The sequence below is a fragment of the Microbacterium canaveralium genome (genome assembly GCF_047238045.1).
Lineage (GTDB): Bacteria > Actinomycetota > Actinomycetes > Actinomycetales > Microbacteriaceae > Microbacterium.
In genome coordinates, this window is record NZ_JBDFMA010000003.1 from 1,036,890 (window position 1) to 1,053,727 (window position 16,838).

At 70.4% G+C, this 16,838-nt stretch carries 19 protein-coding genes and 1 tRNA gene; 16 read left to right on the plus strand and 4 right to left on the minus strand.

Going from position 1 to position 16,838, the window contains the following annotated elements; all coding sequences use genetic code 11:
- The first annotated feature begins 64 nt into the window (after positions 1-64).
- On the plus strand, positions 65-2,512 hold the full coding sequence (locus ABC271_RS05785) for a bifunctional lysylphosphatidylglycerol flippase/synthetase MprF (RefSeq protein ID WP_412923944.1): 2,448 nt from the start codon (positions 65-67) through the stop codon (positions 2,510-2,512).
- A gap of 12 nt (positions 2,513-2,524) precedes the next feature.
- On the opposite strand, the gene ABC271_RS05790 is transcribed toward ABC271_RS05785, so the two are convergent.
- Positions 2,525-2,917 (minus strand): DUF5684 domain-containing protein, encoded by a 393-nt coding sequence (locus ABC271_RS05790; protein WP_412923945.1) that lies wholly within the window; start codon positions 2,915-2,917, stop codon positions 2,525-2,527.
- On the opposite strand from ABC271_RS05790, the gene ABC271_RS05795 reads away from it, so the two are divergent.
- The 5 genes from ABC271_RS05795 (at position 2,916) to ABC271_RS05815 (ending at position 4,305) form a co-directional block, all read left to right on the plus strand.
- A complete protein-coding gene (locus ABC271_RS05795; RefSeq protein WP_412923946.1) occupies positions 2,916-3,050 on the plus strand; it encodes a hypothetical protein in 135 nt (44 codons plus the stop codon). The two genes, ABC271_RS05790 and ABC271_RS05795, sit on opposite strands and share 2 nt — an antisense overlap.
- Positions 3,047-3,484 (plus strand): hypothetical protein, encoded by a 438-nt coding sequence (locus ABC271_RS05800; RefSeq protein ID WP_412923947.1) that lies wholly within the window; start codon positions 3,047-3,049, stop codon positions 3,482-3,484. Before ABC271_RS05795 ends, ABC271_RS05800 begins: the two co-directional genes overlap by 4 nt.
- Positions 3,485-3,567: 83 nt before the next feature.
- Positions 3,568-3,741: a hypothetical protein gene (locus ABC271_RS05805; protein ID WP_412923948.1), complete on the plus strand. Its 174-nt coding sequence runs from the start codon at positions 3,568-3,570 to the stop codon at positions 3,739-3,741.
- A 78-nt stretch (positions 3,742-3,819) separates the two neighbouring features.
- Positions 3,820-3,895 (plus strand) — tRNA-Arg (locus ABC271_RS05810).
- A 122-nt stretch (positions 3,896-4,017) separates the two neighbouring features.
- Positions 4,018-4,305, plus strand: a complete 288-nt coding sequence (locus tag ABC271_RS05815) for a hypothetical protein (RefSeq protein WP_412923949.1) — start codon at positions 4,018-4,020, stop codon at positions 4,303-4,305.
- Positions 4,306-4,361: 56 nt separating this feature from the next.
- On the opposite strand, the gene ABC271_RS05820 is transcribed toward ABC271_RS05815, so the two are convergent.
- From ABC271_RS05820 to ABC271_RS05830, 3 genes are all read right to left on the minus strand, one after another.
- Positions 4,362-5,468 carry a fatty acid desaturase family protein gene (locus ABC271_RS05820; RefSeq protein ID WP_412923950.1) on the minus strand — a complete coding sequence of 369 codons (1,107 nt, stop codon included), beginning with the start codon at positions 5,466-5,468 and terminating at the stop codon, positions 4,362-4,364.
- A 28-nt stretch (positions 5,469-5,496) separates the two neighbouring features.
- On the minus strand, positions 5,497-5,997 hold the full coding sequence (locus ABC271_RS05825; protein WP_412923951.1) for a hypothetical protein: 501 nt from the start codon (positions 5,995-5,997) through the stop codon (positions 5,497-5,499).
- A gap of 105 nt (positions 5,998-6,102) precedes the next feature.
- Positions 6,103-6,267, minus strand: coding sequence for a hypothetical protein (locus tag ABC271_RS05830; protein ID WP_412923952.1), 165 nt, complete (start codon positions 6,265-6,267; stop codon positions 6,103-6,105).
- Between the two features lie 204 nt (positions 6,268-6,471).
- Between ABC271_RS05830 and ABC271_RS05835 the strand changes: the two genes are divergently transcribed.
- From ABC271_RS05835 to thrB, 10 genes are all read left to right on the plus strand, one after another.
- Complete coding sequence (locus ABC271_RS05835; RefSeq protein WP_412923953.1) at positions 6,472-6,726, plus strand: DUF6458 family protein; 255 nt, start codon at positions 6,472-6,474, stop codon at positions 6,724-6,726.
- A 31-nt stretch (positions 6,727-6,757) separates the two neighbouring features.
- Positions 6,758-7,891 carry a serine/threonine-protein kinase gene (locus tag ABC271_RS05840; RefSeq protein ID WP_412923954.1) on the plus strand — a complete coding sequence of 378 codons (1,134 nt, stop codon included), beginning with the start codon at positions 6,758-6,760 and terminating at the stop codon, positions 7,889-7,891.
- The gene (locus tag ABC271_RS05845) at positions 7,888-8,409 is read left to right on the plus strand and encodes a hypothetical protein (protein ID WP_412923955.1); all 522 of its coding nucleotides are present in this window, start codon (positions 7,888-7,890) and stop codon (positions 8,407-8,409) included. The genes ABC271_RS05840 and ABC271_RS05845 overlap by 4 nt, the downstream gene beginning before the upstream one ends.
- Before the next feature lie 44 nt (positions 8,410-8,453).
- Entirely contained in the window at positions 8,454-9,263 is an 810-nt protein-coding gene (locus ABC271_RS05850) for a transglutaminase-like domain-containing protein (protein WP_412923956.1), read from the plus strand.
- A 40-nt stretch (positions 9,264-9,303) separates the two neighbouring features.
- Positions 9,304-10,968 (plus strand): arginine--tRNA ligase, encoded by a 1,665-nt coding sequence (locus ABC271_RS05855; RefSeq protein ID WP_412923957.1) that lies wholly within the window; start codon positions 9,304-9,306, stop codon positions 10,966-10,968.
- 2 nt (positions 10,969-10,970) lie between these two features.
- A complete protein-coding gene (locus ABC271_RS05860) occupies positions 10,971-11,741 on the plus strand; it encodes an LmeA family phospholipid-binding protein (protein ID WP_412923958.1) in 771 nt (256 codons plus the stop codon).
- 179 nt (positions 11,742-11,920) lie between these two features.
- Entirely contained in the window at positions 11,921-13,369 is a 1,449-nt protein-coding gene (gene lysA / locus ABC271_RS05865) for a diaminopimelate decarboxylase (RefSeq protein ID WP_412923959.1), read from the plus strand.
- Positions 13,366-14,697 carry a homoserine dehydrogenase gene (locus tag ABC271_RS05870; protein ID WP_412923960.1) on the plus strand — a complete coding sequence of 444 codons (1,332 nt, stop codon included), beginning with the start codon at positions 13,366-13,368 and terminating at the stop codon, positions 14,695-14,697. The genes lysA and ABC271_RS05870 overlap by 4 nt, the downstream gene beginning before the upstream one ends.
- A gap of 1 nt (position 14,698) precedes the next feature.
- Complete coding sequence (thrC, locus tag ABC271_RS05875) at positions 14,699-15,781, plus strand: threonine synthase (RefSeq protein ID WP_412923961.1); 1,083 nt, start codon at positions 14,699-14,701, stop codon at positions 15,779-15,781.
- A complete protein-coding gene (gene thrB, locus ABC271_RS05880; protein WP_412923962.1) occupies positions 15,778-16,710 on the plus strand; it encodes a homoserine kinase in 933 nt (310 codons plus the stop codon). The genes thrC and thrB overlap by 4 nt, the downstream gene beginning before the upstream one ends.
- The last annotated feature ends 128 nt before the right edge of the window (positions 16,711-16,838 follow it).

Here is a 16,838-nt window from a genome sequence, read left to right on the forward strand (position 1 = left end):
TCCGCCCCGCCCGCCGGAATCCCCTCGCGCCGAGGCGTCGTCCGCCTCCCCGAACAGGACCCGGATGCCGCGCGCGAGCATCGCGCTCGCCGCGGCCATCCTGGTGGTCAGTCTCGTGCAGCTCCGAGGGAGCGTGTTCGTCGGGGACGGCCCGTTCGACGTCCGTGAACTGGCGCGAAGTGTGTTCACGGTCGAGCAGCCCCTGCTGCTCCCCGTCGTGCTGCTCGCCGTCCTCCTCACCGGGGGCCTCGCGGAACGGGTGATGGGCGCGCGCCGCGTTCTCGTGGCCTTCCTCGGGGGAGGCCTGGCGACCTCTGTCGCCGGGCTGGCGATCGGTGCCGTCGAGAGCGCCTTCCTGCCCGGTCTCCCGTTGAACTCCGAGGTGTTCACCGGGGCACCTCCCATCGCCGCGCTGCTCGTCGTGGCGATGACCGCGAGCGGCTTCGTGGGCGCCCTGTGGCGCCGGCGTGTGCGGTGGGCCAGTACGGCGCTCGCGTTGACACTGTTCCTCTACTCCGCGTCGGCCAGTGACCTCTATACGCTCATCGCGCTTCCGATCGGTCTGGGCCTCGGCGTCCTGTCGGGCGGTCGTCCGGTGACTTTGCGCGTCCAGCGCAGCTCCCACCACGAGACAAGGGTGCTCCTGGCAGCGCTGACCGCCGTGACCGCCATCGGTCCGATGGTCGCCACGCTGTGGGGGAGCGGTGCCGGTCTGCTGTCCGTGTACGGATGGCTGTCCTACGACCCGCTCACTGTCGTAGACGGGCAGGTATGCGTCGCCGGGTCCACGCTGCTCGCGTGCCCGGCCGACGGGTGGTCTTTCGGTCCGCTGCAGCCGCTCGCGGGGTGGATCGCCGCCCTCCCCCTCATCGTGCTGCTCGTGGCATCCTGGGGCATCCTGCGGGGGCGTCGCGGGGCCCTCGGCATCGCCATCGCCGTGAACCTGCTCGTGTTCGCGGGGATGGCCTACGTCTTCGCCGTCACCGAACCCGACACTTTGGCGACGCTCGCGCTCAGCCGTGACGCGGACGCGACGTCGGCGGTGTGGCAGATCCTGGTCGGGGTGGCGGTGGGTGCGTCGGTGCCGCTCGCCGTCGCCGTGACGCTCTTCGTCTTCCGTCGGGCGGCGCGGATCGGTTCCGCTCCGGGGGCACGATCGCTCTTCCTGGGGACCGTCGGTCTCGCCGGTGTGGGGAGCATCGTGACGGCGTTCGCCGGCACGATGGCGTTCTCGCGTCACTTCAGCCCCGAGCCCGGACTCGAGGCGATCCTCCACGCCACTGCGCTGCGTCTCCTCCCGCCGTCCCTCCTCCCCTCGGAAGCGATCGCCTTCGTGCCGACCACGGGCTGGGCGCAGGCGCTTTGGTATCTGCCGTCCGCGGTCTTCTGGACCGTGTGCGCCTTCGCCTCCGTGCGGTTCGTCCTCAGTCCGGGATCGACGGCCAACAGCGGCGACCGTGCGCGGGCGCGCGCCGTGCTCGAGCGCGGAGGTGGTGGGACTCTGTCCTTCATGACGACCTGGACGGGCAACGGGTACTGGTTCGCGCCCGATGTCGATGCCGCGATCGCCTACCGCGTCCGCGGCCGCATCGCCGTGACGCTCGGCGGCGCCTTCGGCCGCGACCGCTCGGACCCGAGCGTCGCCCCCGCCTTCGTCGATTTCTGCGGGGAGCGCGGCTGGACCGCCGTCTTCTACAGCGTCGACGGTTCCGAGAGCGCCGCCCTCGATGCGCTGGGCTGGAGCCGGACCCAGGTCGCTGAAGAGGCGAGGCTGGACCCGGCGACGTGGACACCCGCCGGCAAGAAGCGTCAGGACGTCCGCACGGCGACCCACCGCGCGGCGAGAGAGGGCGTACGCGCCGAATGGACGACGTGGGCGGACCTGTCGTTCCGCGATCGCACCCAGATCCGTGAGATCTCCGAGTCGTGGGTCGCCGACAAGACGATCCCCGAGATGGAATTCACGCTCGGTGGAGTCGAGCAGATGGCAGATCCGGCGGTGCGCCTCATGGTCGCGCGCGACGCGCAGGAACGCGTGGTGGCGGTGACCAGCTGGCTCCCCGTGCGTGCGGCATCCCGAGTCCAGGGGTACGCGCTCGACGTGATGCGTCGCCGCCACGACGCAATGAACGGCGTGATGGAGTTCGTGATCGGCGCCGTCGTGGAGCGTCTGCGCGCCGACGGGTTCTCGATCCTCAGCCTGTCGGGCTCGCCGCTCGCCTTTCATCGAGACGGTCCGGATGCCGAGCGGGATCCCGTGGAGCGCTTCCTCCGCCAGCTCAGTGCCCTGCTGGAGCCCGCTTACGGCTTCCGGTCGCTGGCGAACTTCAAGAAGAAGTTCCAGCCGGAGTTCACCCCGATGTGGATGGTCTACCCGGACCCCGCGCAGCTGCCGTCCATCGGACTCGCCCTGATGCGGTGCTACGCGCCCGGGCTGACCGTCGCACGCGCGGCACGCATCGCCGCGGGGCTGCGCGCCTCCGCGCGTACGACCAAGACGTCGGTCAGATGACGGGCGAGGGGATCAGATCCGCTCGGGGCGATACTTGTCGCCGCTGAAGCCGACGATGAGATACCCGATGATCCAGAAGATGACCAGCAACAGGAGCGAGAAGAACCATCCGTGGCCGAAGGCTCGTCCGAGTCGGATCGAGACGATGATGTGGAAGACGATGTTGACGATCGGGATGAGGTAGAGCAACGTCATCCATCCCGAGAAGCCCGCGACCTTGACGACGAAGATCGCGTTGACGATGGGGATGATCGCGAGCCAGCCGGGATACCCGGCCTTCGTGAACACGCGCCACAGGGCGATCACCACGAGCACGTACACCACGAACGCGAGGAAAGAGTTGGTCGTGTTCAGGGCGAAGATCGAGGTCTGGTCGAAGATGTTGTTCGGCGAGGAGGCGAGCATGCCGCTCATCGTAGAGGCACGCTCGGTATTGTTCGGGCCCGACTTCGCCGCATCCGTCTCCCCGACCCCATCGAGCTCGGCGCGTTACGCTCGCGTCATGCCGTTCACCGCCGTCGCCCCGGGGATGCCATGACCCCCGACCGCAAGTTCGAGTGGGGCGGGCTGAGCGCGGGGCGGGCCGACTTCGTCACCGCCGCGGAGGCGCTGGCCACGCTCGAGGGCGTCGTCGCCGCTCACGCCGACCTGTCGCCGGAGACCGGACTCTCGGACGGCGACGCGTTCGTGCGGTTGTCTGCGGGTGAGCGATGGGCGGTCGTGTCCACCCCCGGGACGCGGTGGTTCTCCGTGCGGGTGGACTCCGGCCATCGCGTCCGACTCGACGACGCCACGTCCACGCGCGCCGAGGCGTCGATGCTGCTCGAGACGTACGTCGCCGTCGGGGCCGCATACGTGCGTGGAGAGGCCGTGGAGCAGGGTGATCGCCTGACGGTTTCGGCGAACGGTCGCTCGCTGTCCCTGACGAGGCCGCTCGGCGCCCGCCTCCGCGCGTGGGTGGGCCGACGCTGAGGCCTCGCGGGCCGCGGGTCAACCCTCTGCATCCGGACGCCTGGCTTTGCCAGGCTGGGTGTCCGCGTACGAAGGGATGATCCATGAGCGATCCGCAGAACAGCGCCTCTGGCAGCGACGCCGAAGACCTCGGCGACGACCAGACGGTGGCGCCCAGCCAGACGAACGACGTGGACGAGCAGTCGAAGGCTCCCTCCGACGATGACCCGAACGCCGACCACCAGGCGACGGGCATCGGAGTCGTCGGCGAGGAATGAGCCCGACGGGATGCCGGCCCGGCAGGCCGCCGGCGGGGTCGGGGTCGCCAGCCTCGCGGTGCTAACCTTGACCGGTCCGCCTCCGTAGCTCAGGGGATAGAGCGTTGGTTTCCGGTACCAAAGGTCGCAGGTTCGATTCCTGTCGGGGGCACCAGTAAAGAGAAGGGGCCGCGGGTCTTACAGACCTTGCGGCCCCTTGCTCGTTGAAGCGAGTCGATTCGTCGCCGAGCGCAACCCCCGCCCGCGATCGCCGACGCGCGGCCTAGGTTCAGCGCCATGTCCGAGACGATGGAACGCGCTTGTGCCGAGATCAATGACAGCACGCTCGCGCTTGCCCAGAGCGAGAACATCACCGAGCTGAAGCGGAGCATCGTCCGGGCCGTGGTCGACGGGGGCGGTTTCGTCGACATCATGGTGGTGGGCAACCGGGTCGCGAGCGTCCTCTTCACCGTTCACACCGCCGTCGTCATCACCACCGCCACCGTCGAGTTCGATGCGCGAGACGACGGTGACAGCGATGCGCCGTTCGGCTCGGGCGCGGTCTCCGTCCACTACGCCGCGTGAGCCGAGGGGGCCGTGTGGGGGGAGTCCTGCGCGCCGCGTGAGCGTCGCGCCCGCCGCTAACCGGCTGCCGCGTCGGGCATCGGCGGGCGGATGCGCTGGTCGACGAGCGGGCACGTGAAGACGTCGCGTTCCCCCAGCCCGACGCGGTTGATGTAGCGGACGACGATGGCGTAGGACGCGAACAGCCCGGTCTGGGTGTACGGCACCCCGTGCTCGCGGCAGTACGCGGAGACGATCGGGGCTGCCCGCCGTAGATGCGGTCGAGGCATGCTCGGGAACAGGTGGTGCTCGATCTGGTAATTGAGACCGCCCATCGCCACGTCGAGCAGCCGGGTGCCGACGACGTTGCGGCTGGTCGTCACCTGGCGGCGCAGGAAGTCGATTCGTGCGTTCTCCGGCAGGATCGGCATCCCCTTGTGATTCGGGGCGAACGACATCCCCATGCAGAAGCCGAAGACGCCGAGCTGCACGCCGAGGAAGGCGAAGCCGATCCCGGGCGACAGCGTCAGGAACACCAGCGCGGGCAGACCGGCGAGCCGGACCGTCAGGAAGACGATCTCGACCCAGCGCCGGGCGAGCTTGCCGCGCGAGAACACCTCGCGAACGCCGGACGCGTGCAGCGAGAGCCCCTCCAGCAGGAGGATCGGGAAGAAGAACAGGCCCTGGTGCGCCCGCACCCACGCCAGTGCGGGATACCGTGACGGGGCGCCTCCCGGAGCGACGACGATGACGGGGAGCTCGATGTCGGGATCGGCTCCCATCGTGTTCGGACGCGCGTGGTGCCGGGTGTGCTTGTGCTGCCACCACCCGTAGCTCATCCCCACCAGCAGATCGCCCAGGATCAGGCTGATCCAGTCGTTCCACTTGCCCGACGTGAAGATCTGCCGGTGGGCGGCGTCGTGTCCGAGGAAGGCGATCTGGGTGAACAGGATGCCGAGGAACGCGGCCGTGAAAAGCTGCCACCACGTCTCCCCGATGAGGGCGAAGGCCGCGAGGGTGACGCCGAGTATCACGGGGAGCCCGAGGATCTTGGTCCAGTAATACCCGTGTCGCCGGCGCAGGAGACCGAGCTCGCGGATGGTCCTCGCGAGTTCGGTGAAGTCGCTTCCGGCGGAGCGTCCGATCGCGGAAGTCCGGGGGGTCGTCGTGCGGTACTCGTTCATGATGCGACCGGGTGAGGCGGGGTCCAGGTCAGTCCGACGCGGGAGTGGGGTCGAAAGCGATGCGGCCGGCTCGCTGGATGACGTCCTCGGCTCGTGTGTGCTCGATGTCGGCAGCGGCTGCGGCGCGGTCGAACGCCGCGGACTGCGCTTGCCGGACGCGCCCGGAGATTCCCGCGAGGAGGTCGGCGAGCACGGTGGCGAGGCCGTTCTCCAACTCTTCGAGGTTCGAGTTGCCGATCTCGAGCCGTCGATCGGCCACGCGGAGGGTGACTCCGGGGTATCCGGCGGCCGGGAGCGCGTCGTGCGGCTCCGCGGACATGATCGCGTCGACCTCTTCGGGGAGGGGGCGGCGCCGGAAGACGGCGTCGACCTGGTACCGCTCCGGGGCGCCGGGCGTGCCGAGCGTGGGCGGCAATGAGCCGGTGAGGACGGAACTGAGTCCGAGGTCGGCGCTGGGCGACGAACCGTCCGCTGGTGTGGCGGGGGAGGGGGTGCGTGTCCGGCTCGAAGCCGGCGTGTCGACGGTCATGGCGACAGCAGACGTCCGCGAGCAACGGGAGCGCACGACCATTGACAGAAGGCGTCGCGCGTGAGTGGGCGCCGACCTGTGCGGCGGGGGCCGCGGGGCGCGGAACTAGGAGGCGCGCCGGGCGACGCTACGGCGTACGAGCCCGAAGATCACGGTGCCGACGAACAGCACGATCCCGATGATCCCCAGCCAGAGCAATCCTTCGAACGCGAACCCCACGATCGAGAGCACCGCCCACGCGACGAGAAGAATGATGAGTACGGTCCACATGTTCGCGACTGTACGCCGGACACTCCCCGTGACCTGGCCCCCACGACCTCGGGGTTCGTTTCGCGGCCCGGGGAGGCTCTTCCGGACGGAAAGCGACAGGTCGCGGGTGTCCGGATCCGCCCCGGTGCCGGCGCCGTTGTCAAGACCCGCGGCACAGTCCGCGGGTGAGTGTCATCCTGTCCTCACCCTCCCGAAAGGACTGACATGAGTATCGGAGCCGGAATCGCGCTGATCGTCATCGGCGCCATCCTCGCTTTCGCCGTGGACCTCCCGAACGACTATGTCGATCTGACGACCATCGGCTACATCATGATGGGCGCGGGAGCGATCGTCTTCATCATCGGTGTGGTGCTGTTGGCGCGCCGTCGGCAGACCGACACCGTGACCCGCACCGAGGGGGCCGGCGGCGCGCAGGTGACGCGATCGACCACGCGCTCGTCGAACGACGACATCGTCTGACAACCCCGGGGGCCTTACCGCCAGGACCCGCATGACCGACACCGAAACCACCCAACCGTTCGATTCCTCCACCTCCCACCTCTTCGACGGGCGCTACCGGCTCGGACGGGTCCTGGGCGAGGGCGGGTATGCGCGCGTGTACGAGGCGGTCGACACGTCGCTCGGCCGCACCGTCGCACTGAAAGTGATCACCGGCGACGGTGCGGATCCGGCGGATGCCGCGCGCGTGCGCTCCGAGATCCGGCTGCTCGCCTCGCTGTCGCATCCCTCGCTGGTCACGCTGTACGACGCGCGCCTGGCATCGTCACCCACGTACCTCGCGATGGAGTTGATCGCGGGCCCGACGCTCGCCGACCTCATCGCGCGCGGCCCGCTTCCCGCCGCCGACGCCGCCCGCCACGGACGGGAGATCGCCGAAGCGCTCGCGGTGGTGCACGCCCGCGGAATCGTGCACCGGGACGTGAAGCCGTCGAACATCCTCCTGCGGCCGCCCGCTCACACGGGCGAACGCGCCCGGGCGACGCTCGCCGACTTCGGAATCGCCGCTCTCGTCGGCGCGACCCGCCTCACCCGCGCCGACACCGTGATCGGCACCGCGGCTTACCTCAGCCCGGAGCAGGCGCGGGGGATGCCGGCGGCTCCGGCCAGCGATGTGTACGCGCTCGGGCTGGTTCTGCTCGAGGCTCTGACGGGGCGTCGTGCGTTCGGTGGGCGCACGCCCCACGAGGCGCTCGCCGCTCGCCTCATCTCGCCGCCGGATGTCCCCGAGGACCTTCCTGCGCCGTGGCGTGTGCTCTTGGCGCGCATGACCGCGATCGATCCGGCGGAGAGGCCGGATGCCGCCGCGCTCGGCGCTGAATTCCGCGCGCTGCGCGGCGATGCGCTGCCGCCCACTCCGCTCGGCGGTGCGGCACTGGTCGACGGCCCGGCATCCGAGGAAGTCACCCGCACGCGGGTCCTCGCTCCCATTGACCCGCCGCGCCGGGCGGGTCGCCGGCGCGCGCTGATCATCGCGGCCGTGATCGCCCTGCTGCTCGCGGGGGGAGGGGCCGCCGCCGCGATCGGACTGAGCACTTCCGCCCCCGCCTCGGATCCCGCGCTTCCGTCCCTGCCGGCACCCCTCGATCAACACGTCGACGACCTCTGGAAGGAAGTGGGACCGTGAGCCGGCGCGGGGTCACCGCCACCTCCCTCGCGTTCGCGGCCGCGCTCGCCCTGACCGGCTGTGCGCCGACAGCGGCCGAGTCGACTCCCTGGCAGGGCGTCGTCCAGACACTCGCGAGCCAGGCGTCCGGCGGTGACTACGACTCCGCCTCCACGACTCTCGACCAGCTCGAGGCGGACGTTCTCGCGCAGCGCGACGCGGGGACGGTGTCGGCCGCCGAGGCGGAGGCGATTCTCGCTCGCATCGCGGTCGTCCGTGCCGATCTGTCCGGTCTCGTCCCCGATCCGGAGCCGACGGCTGAGCAGAGCCCCGAGCCCGTGACGCCGGACACTCCGGAGCCGACCCCGAGCGCGGTCGACGACCAGCCCGAGACGGTCGAGGATCCGCCCACCCAGACCGAGCCGGCGGACGAGGGACCGGGAAACTCCGACAAGGGCGAGGACGGAAAGGGGAACAGTGGGAAGGGTAAGGGCGACGGCTCCCAGCCCCCCGGCGGACCCGGCAAGAAGGACGGTTGAGCGAGGCGCGCCCCGGCCCTCTTGCGCCGTGCGAGGATTGCCCGGTGCCGCGCCGAGTGACCGCTGAACTCGACCTCGATCTGGGGTCGTCCGTCGATCTCATTTTGCAGATCACCGCCGCCCAGGGAGTGCCGCTCGCGAGCGAGCATCTGACGTTCTCCAGTGGCGATCGCGTCTACACCCCGACCGAGATCGTCGACCAGTCCGGCAGCCGCCTGCACCGCCTTTCCGGTGAGCAGGGCCCGCTCTCCGTGAGGTACGAGGCCGTCGTCGCGGGTGCATCTCCGACCCTGCACACGAGCGACCTGGAGACGATCACCTACCTGCGCCCCAGTCGCTACTGCCAGTCCGACGAGGTGTTCGCGCAGGCGCGTCGGCAGTTCCGCGGGCTCGCCGGTGCGGACCTCATCGCCGCCGTCTCGAGCTTCGTGGCATCCAGCGTGACCTACACCCCAGGACTGAGCCTCGGCACCGACAGTGCCGTGACGACGCTGATGACCGGCCAAGGCGTCTGCCGCGATTACGCCCACGTGGTGATCGCCCTGCTCCGGGCCATGGACATGCCGGCCCGTTACGCCGCCTGCTACGCGCCCGGCCTGGAACCCATGGACTTCCACGCCGTCGCCGAGGCCTACCTCGACGGTGCCTGGTACGTCATCGACGCGACCCGCCTGTCCGACCGTCGATCGCTGGTGCGGATCGCCACGGGACGTGACGCCGCCGACTGCGCCTTCCTCAGCTACCACGGTGGTTACGTGGGCCTCGAGCGCATGTACGTCGACGCGGTCCTGGAGGACGAGGTCCCGGATGCCATCACCCCCGACGACCACGAGACCCTGGTGCAGATCGGCTGAACAGGGCGCGGCCTCGCGCCTCGCCTAGAATTGCAGGGTTATGGATCCCGCAGCCCTCTCCGCCGCCCTGCTCGCCGTCATCGCCCCGCTCGCCGAGGCGCGACGCGAGGGGTCGTCGGCCGGGCTCACCGCCGCCGACCTGCCCCTGGAGCGGCCCAAGAACCGTGACCACGGCGACTGGGCGTCGAACGCGGCGCTGAAGCTGTCGAAGATCGTCGGGGCGAACCCGCGCGAGTTCGCGGCCGAGATCGCGGCGGGCCTCCAGAGCGTCGACGGCATCGCCAGCGTCGAGGTCGCCGGCCCCGGCTTCATCAACATCCGGCTGGATGCCGCAGCCGCCGGCGCCCTGGCGAAGACCATCGTCGAGCAGGGCGCAGCGTTCGGCACCAACGACTCGCAGCGCGGCAACACGATCAACCTCGAGTTCGTCAGCGCCAACCCGACCGGTCCGCTGCACATCGGCCACACGCGCTGGGCCGCGCTCGGTGACGCGATCGCCCGCGTGCTGCTCGCCAGCGGCGCGACGCTGGTTCGTGAGTTCTACATCAACGACGCCGGCGCCCAGATGGAGCGCTTCGGTCGCTCGGTCGTCGCGGCCCTCCACGGTGAACCGACCCCCGACGACGGTTACGGCGGCGCCTACATCGCGGCGCTCGCCGAGCGGGTCGCGGCCGGGCAGCCCGACATCCGCGACCTCGACCGGGACGAGCAGATCACCGTCGCCACGGAGCTGGCCTACGGATTCCAGCTCGGAGAGATCCAGGCCTCGCTCGAACGCTTCAACGTGCACTTCGACGTCTGGTTCTCCGAGCGCACCCTGCACGCGCGGGTCGACGGCCGGCCGAGCCTCGTCGACGAGGCGGTCGACCGTCTTCGCGAACAGGGTCACGTGTTCGACGACGAAGGCGCCGTGTGGGTCCGCACGACCGACTTCGGCGACGACAAAGACCGCGTCATCCGTCGCTCCAACGGCGAGTACACCTACTTCGCCGCGGATGCCGCGTACTACCTCAACAAGGGCGACCGCGGGTTCGCGCACAAGATCTACCTGCTGGGTGCCGACCACCACGGCTACGTCCACCGCCTGAAGGCGCTGGCCGGTGCGGCCGGTGACGACCCGGACAAGGACATCGAGGTGCTCATCGGCCAGCTCGTGTCGATCAACGGCGCGCGGCTGTCCAAGCGCGCCGGCAACATCATCGAGCTCGACGATCTGCAGGAGTGGCTCGGGACCGACGCGCTGCGCTATTCGCTGGCCCGCTATCCGGCGGACTCGCCGCTCACGCTCGACCCCGAGATCCTGCAGAAGCGCACCAACGACAACCCCGTGTTCTACGTGCAGTACGCCCACGCGCGCACGCACAACGTCGCGCGCAACGCTGCCGAGTCGGGCGTCGACCGGTCGGAGTTCGCGCCGGAGCTGCTCGAGCACGAGACCGAGTCCGCGCTGCTCGGCGCTCTGCAGGAGTACCCCCGCGTCGTCGCGTACGCCGCCGAGGTGCGCGAGCCGCATCGCGTCGCGCGCTACCTCGAGGAGCTGGCGGGCCTGTACCACCGGTGGTACGACAACTGCCGTGTCATCCCGCTCGGCGACGCCCCGGTCGAGGCGGTGCACCGTACGCGCCTGTGGCTGAACGACGCGACCGGTCAGGTCCTGCGCAACGGCCTCACGCTGCTCGGCGTGGGTGCTCCGGAGCGCATGTAGTCATGACGGATGCCACGCGCCCCCGTCGCCGCACAGGACGGACGATCGCGATCGTCGCGATCATCGTCGTCGTCATCGCGGCGTTGCTGGTGGCGGCCGAGGCGATCGCCCGGTCCGCCGTGGTGAACACGGTTCGCTCGCTCGTCGTGCAGCAGGTCGGTCTTCCCGCCGATCAGCAGGTCGATGTCGAGGTACCCGGAATCGTGCTCCCGCAGCTGCTGACGGGGCGACTCGGCGAGGTCGCGGTGTCGGCGCCCGACGTCGCGCTCGGTCCGTTGACCGGCGACGTGCGTGTCGACCTGCAGGACGTGCCCGTCGCGGGCGACGCCCCGGCGGCGGGTGGTTCGGCCTCCGTGCGGCTCGATCCCGATCAACTGCGCGCCCTTCTGTCGCAGATCCCCGACTTCCCGGCCGACACCGTCGACACCGCGGCGCCCGATCTGACCCTGTCGACGCAGCTCTCCGTGTTCGGCATCGCCATCCCGGTGGGCATCTCGGTCACTCCCGGCGCGGCGGAGGGTGACCTCACGCTCACGCCGACATCGTTCGAACTCGGCGGGAACCGGGTCGATGCCGACACCCTGCGCGGTCAGGTCGGGGGTGTGGCCGACGGCGTACTCCGGACCTGGAGTCTCTGCTTCGCCGATCGCCTGCCCGCGGGCCTCACGCTGACCTCGGTGAGCGTCCAGGGCCCGGACGTGGTGGCCACGCTCGACATCGACGGGCGCATCATCAGCGATCCGGCGCTGCAGCAGAACGGCACGTGCGGCTGATCCACGTGGGCGCGTCTCGTCGCTGAGCCCCGTCGTGGGCGGGAGCGTGCCGGCGGTGGGACGGGGGCGGCATATGCCGTGCCCTAGACTGCAAGGACTGCCTGTCGCGTGACGCCCCGCGGGGGCAGGAGCCGTGATCCGCGGCCGTCGCGTCGCCGCAAAACCCGATTGGTTCCTCCGTGTCCGCCTCGCACTCCGCGCTCGTGCCCGACTGGCTCACCGCCCCGGCCGAAGCGAACGAGCTCGTCGCCTCCGTCTGGCCCTCGTCGGCGCAGCGCCTCGGTGACGGTTCCGTTGAGATCGGCGGGGTGTCGGCGTTCGATCTGCGCGACCGCTTCGGGACCCCGTTGTACGTGCTCGACGAGGACGAGGTCCGCGCCCACGCCCGGCGCGCCCGCGACGCTTTCGGTGCGGCCGCCGAGCGGCACGGCATCCGCGCTCGCGTGTATTACGCGGGCAAAGCGTTCCTCTCGACCGAGGTCGTGCGGTGGGTGACAGACGAGGGTCTCGCCGTCGACGTCTGCACTCGCGGCGAGCTCGAGGTCGCTCTCGCCGGTGGCGCCGACCCCGCCCGTCTGGGATTCCACGGCAACAACAAGAGCGTCGGCGAGCTGGAGCGCGCGGTCGAGGTCGGGATCGGGTCCGTCGTGGTCGACAGCGCGATCGAGATCGAGCGCCTCGCCGCGATCGCCGAGCGGCGCGGGGTGGTCCAGTCCGTTCTCGTGCGCGTGCGCACCGGCGTCCACGCCGAGACGCACGCGTTCCTGGCCACGGCGCACGAAGACCAGAAATTCGGCTTCTCGCTGGAGGGGGCGGCGGAGGCCGTGACCCGGATCCGTGAGCTGCCCAGTCTCCGGTTCGTGGGACTCCACGCCCACATCGGGTCGCAGATCTTCGATTCGGCGGGCTTCCGCGAGTCCGCCGCGCGCCTCGTCGACCTGCACGCCGACCTGCTGGCCGGCGGCGACATCCCCGTCCTCAACGTGGGCGGGGGATTCGGCATCTCCTACACCTCGGTCGACGATCCGCGCCCGATCGAGGAGATCGCCGACGGCATCCTCGACGCCATCGCCGCGGAGTGCGAGGTGCGTGGCATCCCGATGCCCGATGTCGCGTGCGAGCCCGGACGCGTCATCGTCGGTCAGGCGGGCGTGACCCTCTACGAGGTCGGCACGGTCAAGAAGGTCTCGATCGGCGACGGGCTCGAGCGGACCTACGTCAGCGTCGACGGCGGCATGAGCGACAACGCCCGTCCCGCGCTCTACGGCGCCGACTTCTCCGCCCGCATCGTCTCGCGCGTCAGTTCCGTCACCCCCGCGCTGTCGCGCGTCGTCGGTCACCACTGCGAGTCCGGCGACATCGTCGTGGATGCCGAGTACCTCCCCGGCGACGTCACCCCGGGCGACCTCCTCGCCGTTCCCGCGACCGGGGCCTACTGCTTCTCCCTCGCGAGCAACTACAACTACACGCCGCGGCCGCCCGTCGTCGCGGTGCGCGACGGTCGGGCACGCATCATCGTCCGCGGCGAGACCGTCGACGACCTCCTCTCCCGCGACGTCGGCGTCGCGGCATCCCCCGCCACCTCGTCCCGCGGCCCGGCCGCACCATCCCACGGAGACACCGAATGACCGACTACCGCACGCTGCGCGTCGCGCTGCTGGGCGCGGGTGCCGTCGGCTCGCAGGTCGCTGACCTGCTGCTCAAGCACCGCGCCGAACTGGCCGACCGCGCGGGGGCGAACCTCGAACTCGCGGGCATCGCCGTCCGCAACGTCGACGGCAAGCGCGACACCGACCTGCCGCACGAGCTGTTCACGACGGATGCCGAGACGCTCATCAACGGCTCCGACATCGTCATCGAGCTGATGGGCGGGATCGAGCCGGCGCGTACGCGGGTGCTGCAGGCGATCAACTCCGGCGCCGACGTCGTCACGGCGAACAAGGCGCTGCTCGCCACACACGGTTCCGAGATCTTCGAAGCCGCCGACCAGGTGGGCGCCGAGGTCTACTACGAGGCCGCGGCCGCCGGCGCGATCCCGATCATCCGGCCCCTGCGCGACTCCCTGGCCGGCGACCGAGTGGTCCGCATCATGGGCATCGTCAATGGCACGACGAACTACATCCTCGACCGGATGGACACCGAGGGCGCCGATTTCGGCGAAGTCCTCGCCCAGGCGCAAGCGCTCGGGTACGCCGAGGCCGACCCCACCGCCGACGTCGAGGGTTACGACGCCGCGCAGAAGGCCGCGATCCTCGCGAGCCTCGCCTTCCACACGACCGTCCCGCTGGATGCCGTGCACCGCGAGGGCATCACCCAGATCGACGCCGCGATCATCGAGTCCGCCCGCCACGCGGGGTATGTCGTGAAGCTCCTCGCCGTGTGCGAGCGTCTCCCGGCCTCCGACGGCGAGTCGAGCGAGTCGATCTCGGTGCGCGTGTACCCCGCGCTGGTCGAGCGCTCCCACCCCCTCGCGAGCGTGCACGGCGCGAACAACGCCGTGTTCGTCCAGGCCGAGGCCGCCGGTGACCTGATGTTCTACGGCGCGGGCGCCGGCGGCGTGCAGACCGCCTCCGCGGTCCTCGGCGACGTCGTCTCGGCCGCGCGCCGTCACATCGCCGGGGGAGTGGGCGTCGGCGAGTCCACGCGCGCCAACCTCCCGACCGTCCCGATCGGACGCGTCATCACGCGTTACCAGATCACGCTCGAGGTCGACGATCAGCCGGGCGTTCTGGCGACGGTCGCCGGCATCCTGAGCGAGGGGCGCGTGTCGATCGCGACCGTCGAGCAGACCACCATCGAACCGGATGCAGAGAACCCCGCCGAAGGCGGATCGGCGCGTCTGGTCATCGGAACACATCAGGCCCGCGAGCAAGACCTGAGCGAGACCGTCGAGCGTCTCGCCGCGAGCGGCGTCGTCGAGCGCGTGGTCTCCGTACTGCGTGTGGAAGGGAACTGACATGGCACACGTCTGGCGCGGAGTCCTCCGCGAGTACGCCGACCGTCTGGGCGTCACCGACGCCTCGACCGTCGTGACCCTCGGCGAGGGCGGGACGCCTCTCATCCCGGCCCCCGCGTTGTCGCACCGCACGGGCGCCGACGTCTACGTCAAGTTCGAGGGCATGAACCCGACGGGCTCGTTCAAGGACCGCGGCATGACCGTGGCCCTGTCGCGGGCCGTCGAGCACGGGGCGAAGGCCGTCATCTGCGCGTCGACGGGCAACACCTCCGCCTCGGCGGCCGCCTACGCGGCCCACGCCGGCATCACGGCCGCGGTGCTCGTCCCCGAGGGCAAGATCGCGATGGGCAAGCTCAGCCAGGCCGTCGCGCACAACGGTCGCCTGATCCAGATCCGCGGCAACTTCGACGACTGCCTCGAGATCGCGCGCGAGCTCGCCGACCACTACCCGGTGCACCTGGTCAACTCGGTCAACCCCGACCGCATCGAGGGCCAGAAGACCGCGGCGTACGAGGTCGTCGAGCAGCTGGGCGACGCCCCCGACTTCCACTTCATCCCCGTCGGCAACGCCGGCAACTACACCGCCTACTCGCGCGGCTACCGCGAGGAAGTCGACCGCGGCGTCGCCACGCGCGTCCCCCGCATGTTCGGCTTCCAGGCGGCCGGCTCCGCCCCGCTCGTGCGCGGCGAGGTCGTGAAGAACCCCGAGACGATCGCCAGCGCGATCCGGATCGGCAACCCCGCGTCGTGGCACCTCGCCCTCGAAGCGCGGGATGCCACCGACGGCTGGTTCGGCGCCATCGAGGACGACCGCATCCTCGCGGCGCAGAAGATCCTCGCCGGCGAGGTCGGCGTGTTCGTCGAGCCCGCTTCGGCGATCAGCGTCGCGGGCCTGCTCGACCGCGCCGAGGCCGGCCTCATCCCCGCCGGGGCGAAGGTCGTGCTCACCGTCACCGGTCATGGCCTGAAGGATCCGCAGTGGGCGCTGCGCAAGGCCGACGGCACCGAGGTGCAGCCGACCGTCGTCGACGCGACCACGTCGGAGGTCGCTTCGGTCCTCGACCTGAAGCCGGTGGCCGAGTGACCGCAGCCCTCGGGCGCCGCGTCGCGGTCCGCGTGCCGGCGACGAGCGCGAACCTCGGTCCGGGATTCGACACCCTCGGACTCGCGCTGAGCGTCTACGACGAGCTGACGGTCGAGGCGCTCGAGCCCGGTCGCCTCGAGATCGAGGTGTCCGGCGAGGGGACGGCCGACGTCCCCCGCGACGCCTCTCACCTCGTGGTCCGTGCGATCGCGCACACCTACGCCTCGGTCGGGCGCGAGATGCCGGGGCTTCGCCTCGTGGCGCACAACGTCATCCCGCACGGGCGGGGGATGGGCTCGTCGGGTGCGGCCGTGGTCGCCGGCATCCTGGCCGCGAAGGGGTTGTTGGAGGGCGAGGCCGATTTCAGCGACGTCGACCTGCTCCGCCTCGCGACCGAGATGGAGGGCCACCCCGACAACGTCGCCCCCGGCCTGTTCGGCGGTCTGACGATCGCGTGGATGGATGCCACGGGCCCGCAGCACAAGCAGCTCATCGTGCACCGCGGTGTCTCGCCGCTCGTACTCGTGCCGAGCTTCACGATGTCGACGGCGGTGGCGCGCAGCCTGCAGCCCCTGCAGGTCCCGCGCGAGGACGCGGTGTTCAACGTCTCGCGATCGGCGCTGCTGATCGCGGCGATGACCCAGAGCCCCGAGCTGCTCATGGCGGCGACCGAAGACAAGCTGCACCAGAACTACCGTGCGCAGGCCATGCCGGAGACGGACCGCCTCGTGCGGGCGCTTCGGGCCGAGGGCTACGCGGCGGTGGTCTCGGGAGCGGGACCGAGTGTGCTCGTGCTCGCCGACGGTCCGGGGCAGCGCGTGGCGGCCGCGGACTTGACGGCATCCATCGTCGACACCCCGTGGCAGGCGCTCATGCTCGCCGTCGACGTCAAGGGTGGTACAGTGAAGCCCGTAGAGGGTTCCGCTTAGCACGCGAATCTGAGCCTCTGCACCCCTGCGAAATCCGCAACAAATTGCGAACCCGGTCTCGGCTGCAGTCTCCCGAACCGCTGGTGTGAGCTTCGTCTGCGCTCTGCAGCGATACCCCGCGATTTGAC

Bases quoted from the DNA above. Each gene is read 5' to 3' on its own strand.
- ABC271_RS05790 (WP_412923945.1), bottom strand. From the start codon at position 2,917: ATGCTCGCCTCCTCGCCGAACAACATCTTCGACCAGACCTCGATCTTC.
- ABC271_RS05855 (WP_412923957.1), top strand. From the start codon at position 9,304: ATGGATCCCGCAGCCCTCTCCGCCGCCCTGCTCGCCGTCATCGCCCCG.
- ABC271_RS05830 (WP_412923952.1), bottom strand. From the start codon at position 6,267: ATGTGGACCGTACTCATCATTCTTCTCGTCGCGTGGGCGGTGCTCTCG.
- ABC271_RS05860 (WP_412923958.1), top strand. From the start codon at position 10,971: ATGACGGATGCCACGCGCCCCCGTCGCCGCACAGGACGGACGATCGCG.
- ABC271_RS05785 (WP_412923944.1), top strand. From the start codon at position 65: ATGCCGCGCGCGAGCATCGCGCTCGCCGCGGCCATCCTGGTGGTCAGT.
- thrC (WP_412923961.1), top strand. From the start codon at position 14,699: ATGGCACACGTCTGGCGCGGAGTCCTCCGCGAGTACGCCGACCGTCTG.
- ABC271_RS05795 (WP_412923946.1), top strand. From the start codon at position 2,916: ATGCCGCTCATCGTAGAGGCACGCTCGGTATTGTTCGGGCCCGACTTC.
- ABC271_RS05815 (WP_412923949.1), top strand. From the start codon at position 4,018: ATGTCCGAGACGATGGAACGCGCTTGTGCCGAGATCAATGACAGCACG.
- ABC271_RS05820 (WP_412923950.1), bottom strand. From the start codon at position 5,468: ATGAACGAGTACCGCACGACGACCCCCCGGACTTCCGCGATCGGACGC.
- ABC271_RS05805 (WP_412923948.1), top strand. From the start codon at position 3,568: ATGAGCGATCCGCAGAACAGCGCCTCTGGCAGCGACGCCGAAGACCTC.
- ABC271_RS05870 (WP_412923960.1), top strand. From the start codon at position 13,366: ATGACCGACTACCGCACGCTGCGCGTCGCGCTGCTGGGCGCGGGTGCC.
- ABC271_RS05840 (WP_412923954.1), top strand. From the start codon at position 6,758: ATGACCGACACCGAAACCACCCAACCGTTCGATTCCTCCACCTCCCAC.
- ABC271_RS05835 (WP_412923953.1), top strand. From the start codon at position 6,472: ATGAGTATCGGAGCCGGAATCGCGCTGATCGTCATCGGCGCCATCCTC.
- ABC271_RS05825 (WP_412923951.1), bottom strand. From the start codon at position 5,997: ATGACCGTCGACACGCCGGCTTCGAGCCGGACACGCACCCCCTCCCCC.
- ABC271_RS05800 (WP_412923947.1), top strand. From the start codon at position 3,047: ATGACCCCCGACCGCAAGTTCGAGTGGGGCGGGCTGAGCGCGGGGCGG.